Genomic DNA, 7,335 nt, shown 5'->3' with positions numbered 1-7,335 from the left:
TTGGTTTAATGACTCGTCCGGCTACTCACCGGGAAATAAAAGCTACCGCCATTGCCCAGGAACCGTTGCTACTGGTGACCCCAGCCAACGTAAAAGACATTTCGTGGCAAACGTTGCAATCCCTTGGTTTTATTGCCCATCCGGATGCCACACACCACGCTGATTTACTGCTTAGTGCGAATTATCCTCAGTACAGTTACCCGCATTCACTTCCCGAGAACGGCTTTTCAAACCAAATTGGATTAATTTTGGAACCCGTTAGTCGCGGGCTGGGATTTACGGTATTGCCCGCCTATGCCGTAGCCGCTTTTAGCAAGCCATCTTCGGTACAGGTACACAGGCTTGCGAAGCCCGTAAGCGAGACCATTTATCTGGTTGAGCACCAGTTAAAACCCAGACCGGCTCGCCTGCACACTTTACTAACGCACATGAACAACTGGCTGACGCCCTCTGCCTAGAACTGCACTTTCTGACGGTGTTGTTTCCGCTGACTCTGGGCTTGTTTTGCATCTTTGCGGCGCGCTTTCACTGCCCTGCTCAGCCGTGTTGATTTGCGGGGTTTGTCTTGTTTTAGCTGAGCGGATACCCACTCGGTCAGACGGGAAATCGCATCATCTTTATTTTTTTCCTGGGTGCGAAATCGCTGCGCTTTTATCACCATAACCCCCTCGCTGGTTAAGCGACTATCCGTGCTTTCAAGCAGCCGGGCTTTTACTTCGTCTGGTAAGGATGACGATGTAATATTGAATCGCAAATGAATTGCGCTGCTGACTTTATTGACGTTTTGACCACCGCTACCCTGCGCGCGAATAGCCTGTAGTTCGATTTCCTGATCAGCAATAGAAAGTTGTGAAGTTAATTCAATCATAGTACTGGCATTAGAACATCGCCCCCAATCGTGCGCAAGCCCGTATGAATTGTTACCTGCTCGTATTTCCCGCAGTGAGATGAGGCTCAATAGTTGAGCTTTCCGCACTGTCGACTACGCTTAATGTAAGATTTTATACGGTGTGATGTAGTGAGTCTGAGTCTTCGAAGTAAACTCCTGTTAGCAGTAGCCATGGCATTGATTTTTAGCCTGGCTACCCAAGCGTTCATCCGCTTCTACTGGACTTTGCCAGCACTTGAACTAATGGCTGGTAACGCCAATAAGGCCGATTTATTACGACTACAAGAAGCATTTAACCAGCAGATTGAAACGCTTAGAGGAATTTCGCTGGACAACGCCGTGTGGGATGAAATGCACCGGGCCGCTACAGAGCGCGATGCTCAATGGTTCGAAGAAACCTATTTTTTGCATGAAACCTTCAGCCAGCTCAATATAAATGGCTGGTATTTTTATGCCAGTGATCACCAACTTATTGCCGGGCAAAGTATCGAACCGCCTTACCAGGTAATCACCAATCCCGTTTTTTCTACCCCTGGTCACTCCATTACTCAGCATTTTCTGTTTAACGCCGTGGACGCTGAAGAAGAGCCTCTGTCGCGCTGGGGATTAGTCACAATCAATGAAAAACCCGCCATTGTGGTATCCCATGCAATTACAACCGGCGACGCGATGGGCATTATTGCCGGTACCAGTTTGATCTGGTCGTATATTAATGACAAGCGGATGTCATTGCTGAGTCAGGCCTTGCAGAAACCTATTCAACTTACCTTAACACCATCAGCACAGGATGCTCCTCCGAATACGGTTAACGCGTTTATCCCGGATTCCTTTCACGGAGATGCCTATGAGCACCGACTTAATTTGCTGTTTAATGATTATAGGAACAAGCCTTTTTTTGTGTTGAGTTTTGATGAAACCACGTATCCGTTTGATCATGATATTTTTGATATCACCCTGCTCATTGGCTTACTTTCCGCATCGTTAATGCTGTATTTGTTTTACGTGTTTATTCGTCATCAAATACTGGTACCTTTGAGAAAAATGCTAAACATTGTGGCAGAAGTTATGGCTACTTCGGATTACACCAAGAGCATCGAATTAAAGGGTTATGATGACATTGGGAAACTCGGCAATCATATCGACAGGTTGTTTAAGCTGGTTAAAGATCAAAGAGCCGAGTTAATTGAGCATAATCTGCAGCTCAAAAATATGAGTTACACCGATCCGTTAACCGGTATCGCCAATCGTCGCTATCTTGATCAGCACCTGCTTACTCTGGCAGAAGCTGCAAACACCAGCACCATTCCGGTGTCGATGCTGCTTATCGATGTAGACCATTTTAAGTCGTTTAACGACAACTATGGTCACAGTCAGGGCGACAAAGCATTGATTGATGTTGCCACCATGCTTAAACAAAATACCCACGCGGCAACGGACTTTGTTTGTCGCATGGGGGGAGAAGAGTTTTTAATCGTGTTGCGGGATACCGACGCGAGTGATGCGCTGATGGTGGCAGAGAATTTGTGTAAACGCATATTCAATACCGGCATTTCTCATGTGATGTCACCTTATCATGTGCTGACGGTATCGATTGGAATCAGCACCAAGCCCGCAGGCATACCACTGCATCACGCAGAGCTAATAGATCAGGCCGATAAGGCCTTGTACCTGGCCAAAGATTCGGGGAGAAATTGCGTAGAATCTTATCAATCAAACCGTTAGGCCAATAATTATGCAAAAATGCTTTGTCTTATCGCATTTATCCGCGACAATGCGGAAGTGGTGTTACATTGCCCTTACCATGTGGGGTTAGAGGAGTTTGGTTAGCATGCACCGTCCACTTTTGTGCCTGGCGATTATTTTTGTTGCCTCGATATTTTCTGCAAGCACGCATGCCTTATCACGTCAGGTTTCCATTGTTTACGCAGCAGAACTGCCATTGATTAAAAATGAGCCGTTTGGCAGCTATGCCAACCTTGCTACATTGCTTGACCAAACCAGAGAACAACACGCCAGCACCACGTTTTTGTTCGGTGGGGGCAGTCTTGCGCCGAGTATGCTCTCCTCATTTGATCGCGGCGCCCACATTATCGATATTCTGAATACCCTGGAACCCGACGCCATGGCGGTAGCTAAGCGAGAATTTAGCTATTTTGAGGATGAGTTTTCGTTACGTGCTTATGAAGCTGCTTTTCCTATGGTACTCAGCAATGCTACAGACCCACTCACCGGCGACAATATAGACGGTGCTGTGCGGCGGCTGATCATTGAGAAGCCCGGCGTAAATATAGGTATAGTGTCAGTTATTCACGATTCTGTAGTAGAAGAATACCTGTTACAGCGCCTCCACATTAATGAACCCGAACAGGCCACACGCGCTCAGGTTAACCTCCTTAAAAAAGAAGGTGCGGATGTAGTGGTACTCATGACCTCTGACCGACACGAATTTATTGACTCCCTGTTGCAGGAGGGCGTTGTTGACCTGGTATTGCGTACCGATCCGCATTTCACACTTACCAGTGATAACCAGCGCAGCAGTGATCACCCGGGGTACGTATTTATAACGTCTCAGGGTACCGCTGCCGTCATTAATATTGAATGGCAGGACGCGCAATCAGAGAAACAAATTTCAGTATCAACCCTGCCGTTAAACCAGTTTCCCTTAAACAAGGCGGTCGATTCACAAATCAATGCCTATGACGACAGGATCAGCGTGCTGCTGAGCGAAGAAATCGCAACATTATCCACCAGCATGAACACACAACGTTTTGAAGTGAGAACCAGTGAAAATGGCTTTGGCAACCTGATTAGTGATGCCTTGCGCTCGGCCAGTCATACCGATGTGGCATTGATTAATGGCGGTGCCATTCGGGGGGAGCGACTTTACAGCCCGGGGCACGTCCTCACGCGTGAAGATATCTCAACCGAATTGCCCTTTCGCAGCCGCATTACCGTATTGCGCATCGCAGGTCGTCATTTAAAAGCCGCTTTGGAAAACGGATTCAGTGAGGTTGAACAGGTTGCCGGACGATTTCCCCATATCTCCGGTGTTACCATGAATGTAGATTTATCAGCGCCCGTGGGCCAGCGTATTAAACACATAGAAGTAAACGGCCAAGTGCTGGTAGACGCTAAGATTTACAGTCTGGCGACATCTGACTTTTTAGCCGGTGGGGGTGACGGCTATAAAGCGCTGACATTGGGTAGCGAAGTGCCGTTTAGTCAGCAAGTTACGCCGCTCATTGCCGATATTGTGATAAGTGTTTTGCGACGTCAGCAAACCGTTTCCGCTAATAAGTCAGGCAGAATAAAGTTTATATCGTCAATTGGAAGGAATGGTTGATGATTAAACAATCGCCCTTACAAGTAATGGCTGCAGATGCCGACAAGAAGCACCTTTATTCATTAACCAGCATTATTAATTTTGGACTGGTCACGCTAATTGTTGCCATTTTGATACTGGCCATTACCACCTATTCGAAGCTGAAATCCTTTGAAGACTCGTTAACCCTGATGACCAGTGAATCACTTCCCACCGTAGTGCATTCTGGCGAACTGTACTCGCAAATGAGCCTGCTGATGAGCGTAACAGAAAGGTTGTCGAGCGCGAATTCGGATGCTATGCGGCGTATTGCTTACGATGCGATTAATCAGCAATTAATCTCGCTTGACGATGTAGTGATGGATCAAACTGACAATGCCTACATGATGGCGCAATTACAGTCGATACGTCGTGAATTAGCTGACCTAAACTCCCTGGTAGAACAAAAATTAACGATCAACGTATTGCTCACCAGTCAGCAGGAAAAGCTCTATACGCTGCACAGCAATGTAACGGAAACGAGCTCGGCGTCGGTTGCCAGTCTGGCCAATCAACCCTGGTACCTGGCGTTAGCCAATATTGTTGCCCGCTCATCGGAAGTATTAACAACCGATCAGCTTAGTTTGATCCGTCAGCAACAGCGCTATTTAAGTACTTTACTGGACGAACTTGATAGTCTGTCTAAGGCCCAGAGTGCCAGTAAAATTGACAGCGCTACTGCCATAAGTGCTCAAATTCGCAGAATAATTCTGGATGATACCGCAGGTTTAATTGCGCTTCGTCAGTCACAATTAAAGATAGTGGGCCGGGTAAGGGGCCGGGGTAACTTCGTACGCAATCTGATTTCGGATTATGCCCGATTAAATGAATTTGAATCTCACCAGCTCAACGAATCCGTGCTGGCGACGGCACACAGCACTTCCCGTCTGGTATCTCAACAGGTAAAACACATCAGTTTGATTTTCGTTTTCGTGTTTTTAGCCTATGTGTGTTTTGTACTGTTTATTCACCACGCGGTAGTGCGCAGATTAAAAACACTGCGAACCCAGGTGCAACAACGCGCTGCTGGTAACAGCAAGGAAATTGCGTTGGGTGGTAAAGACGAGATTGCCGAACTGGCCAGTAGCTTTGAGAAATTTGCAGCAACCATAGAACATCAAAAGGCATCATTAGAAGAACTGAGTTTGCGCGATGCACTAACGGGTATCGCTAACCGACGGGCGCTGGATGAACGCTATTTGCAAGAGATTCACGTGGCATCCAGACAACGCTGGCCGCTTACGGTAATGTTGCTTGACGTAGACTTCTTCAAACAATACAACGACAACTATGGCCACAGCCAGGGCGATGAGTGTTTAAAACAAGTAGCCGATTTACTTAAATCCCAACTGCCCAGAAAAACAGATTTTCTGGCACGCTACGGTGGTGAAGAATTTGCAATTTTATTGCCGAATACCAGTGACACCGGTGCGATTCGCGTTGCAGAGGGTATATTGCAAGCCTTTAAAGATGCTCAAATCCCACATGACTTTAGCGGAGTGGCTGATCATATCACTATCAGTATAGGCATTTCAGTGAGTCAGGATGTGCTGGGTGAACATTCCATTCCGTCCTTTGAGGAAGCCGATAAGTCTTTATATCTGGCAAAACGCCAGGGGCGGAACAAATGGATTATGTTTGACGCGGATACGGTTAAATAATCGCAAACAAAAGCCGGAGCGCAATGCTGCACACCGGCTTTCTGATGTCTTTATTCAAATAACTCGCTGTGCAGTATTTTTACAATTTCGGTACTGTCCGATTCATTCACCAGGAATGAAATATTGTGCGGATTAGCACCAAAGCAGATCATACGCAGGTTAAAGTCCGACACCGCCGCAAAAATCCGGCTGGATACGCCTTTACTTGTTTGCATGTGGTTGCCTACCACGGTAACCAGATCAAAGTCTTTTTCAACTTTTACGTCACAGATGGTTTCAAGTTCGGCAATGGTTTCACGATTCAGTCGCTGTGCCACAGAGTTTGCCGGATTATCCAGGGTAAACGACACAGAAATTTCCGATGTAGTTACCAAATCCACACTCAGTTTGTGTTTTGCAATGATGGCAAACACCTGCTGCAGGAAACCTTGCGCATACATCATTTTGGGTGTTTTTACCGTTACCATTACCTGTTCCTTACGACGGGTAATAGCACGGAAAGGCGGTTCGTAATCACAATCGCGAACAATCCAGGTACCGCCTTTCTCAGGCTCTTTACTTGAACCTACGAACACTTTGATATTCTTACGTACCGCTGGTTCCATGGTGGCAGGATGAAGCACTTTGGCACCAAACGTGGCCATTTCAGCCGCTTCTTCAAAGCTCAGTTCAGGCAGAGGATGTGCCGCCGGGGTGATTCGCGGGTCGGTAGTGTACACGCCCGTTACATCAGTCCAGATTTCACATACGTCTGCATCCAGACCTTCTGCAAGCAGTGCTGCGGTAAAGTCAGAACCGCCGCGCCCCAGCGTAGTGGTACGGCCTTCTTCATCGGCGCCCACAAAGCCCTGAGTAACCACAATGGCGTTTGCAATTTCAGGTTGTAACAGCTTCTTCGCGTTTTCTTCGATGATCTCAATTTGCGGCGCTGCTTCGCCAAACTCACTGTCGGTACGCAACACTTTGCGAACGTCGAAGTTAAGCGTGGCCACACCCAGCTCTGCCAGCACAGCAGCAAACATGAGTGATGACATACGCTCGCCCATCGATAACAACTGGTCTTTCAGGTCGTTGCGATGCAGAATTTCTTCATGACAAGCCAGGCCACGCAGTTCATCCAGTAGTTCATTTAACTTAGGCTCTACGTTAGTCTTATCTTTCAGTGCATTCAAAATGGCCAGTTCAATATCAACTACCTTCTGTACGGTGTCATTGATTTGTTGCTGGGTCATTGGCGTATGCGCAAGGCTCACCAGATAGTTAGTGACGCCGGCTGCTGCACTTACAACAACAAGGCGGGTTGCCGGATTGCCGGCAACAATTCTGGCGCAGTTTTGCATGGCCGCATAATTAGCGACACTGGTGCCACCAAATTTTGCAATGGTTAACGCGTTACTCACGGTGTTCTCCGTTATTACGCTGAG

At 47.3% G+C, this 7,335-nt stretch carries 6 protein-coding genes; 4 read left to right on the top strand and 2 right to left on the bottom strand.

Going from position 1 to position 7,335, the window contains the following annotated elements; translation table 11 throughout:
- Window positions 1-458: LysR substrate-binding domain-containing protein (locus ACLR2L_RS17315; RefSeq protein WP_413369897.1), on the top strand; the 458-nt coding region annotated here is incomplete at its 5' end.
- Here the strand turns inward: ACLR2L_RS17315 and arfB are convergent.
- Complete coding sequence (gene arfB, locus ACLR2L_RS17310) at window positions 455-868, bottom strand: alternative ribosome rescue aminoacyl-tRNA hydrolase ArfB (protein WP_413369895.1); 414 nt, start codon at window positions 866-868, stop codon at window positions 455-457. The genes ACLR2L_RS17315 and arfB overlap by 4 nt on opposite strands.
- A gap of 150 nt (window positions 869-1,018) precedes the next feature.
- On the opposite strand from arfB, the gene ACLR2L_RS17305 reads away from it, so the two are divergent.
- From ACLR2L_RS17305 to ACLR2L_RS17295, 3 genes are all read left to right on the top strand, one after another.
- Complete coding sequence (locus ACLR2L_RS17305) at window positions 1,019-2,611, top strand: diguanylate cyclase (protein WP_413369893.1); 1,593 nt, start codon at window positions 1,019-1,021, stop codon at window positions 2,609-2,611.
- Between the two features lie 106 nt (window positions 2,612-2,717).
- Entirely contained in the window at window positions 2,718-4,232 is a 1,515-nt protein-coding gene (locus tag ACLR2L_RS17300) for a bifunctional metallophosphatase/5'-nucleotidase (RefSeq protein WP_413369891.1), read from the top strand.
- Window positions 4,232-5,911, top strand: a complete 1,680-nt coding sequence (locus ACLR2L_RS17295; protein ID WP_413369889.1) for a diguanylate cyclase — start codon at window positions 4,232-4,234, stop codon at window positions 5,909-5,911. Before ACLR2L_RS17300 ends, ACLR2L_RS17295 begins: the two co-directional genes overlap by 1 nt.
- A 50-nt stretch (window positions 5,912-5,961) precedes the next feature.
- Here the strand turns inward: ACLR2L_RS17295 and lysC are convergent, their stop codons facing one another.
- Complete coding sequence (lysC, locus tag ACLR2L_RS17290) at window positions 5,962-7,311, bottom strand: lysine-sensitive aspartokinase 3 (protein ID WP_140958469.1); 1,350 nt, start codon at window positions 7,309-7,311, stop codon at window positions 5,962-5,964.
- Window positions 7,312-7,335 lie beyond the last annotated feature (24 nt).

The sequence above is a fragment of the Alteromonas sp. AMM-1 genome (genome assembly GCF_047290655.1).
Taxonomy (GTDB): Bacteria; Pseudomonadota; Gammaproteobacteria; order Enterobacterales; family Alteromonadaceae; genus Alteromonas; species Alteromonas mangrovi.
Note: the sequence above shows the minus strand (reverse complement) of the source record. Positions and strands in the feature narration are given on the sequence as shown.

Excerpts from the sequence above, each read along its gene's own strand:
- arfB (WP_413369895.1), bottom strand. The coding sequence starts at position 868 with ATGATTGAATTAACTTCACAACTTTCTATTGCTGATCAGGAAATCGAA.
- ACLR2L_RS17295 (WP_413369889.1), top strand. The coding sequence starts at position 4,232 with ATGATTAAACAATCGCCCTTACAAGTAATGGCTGCAGATGCCGACAAG.
- ACLR2L_RS17300 (WP_413369891.1), top strand. The coding sequence starts at position 2,718 with ATGCACCGTCCACTTTTGTGCCTGGCGATTATTTTTGTTGCCTCGATA.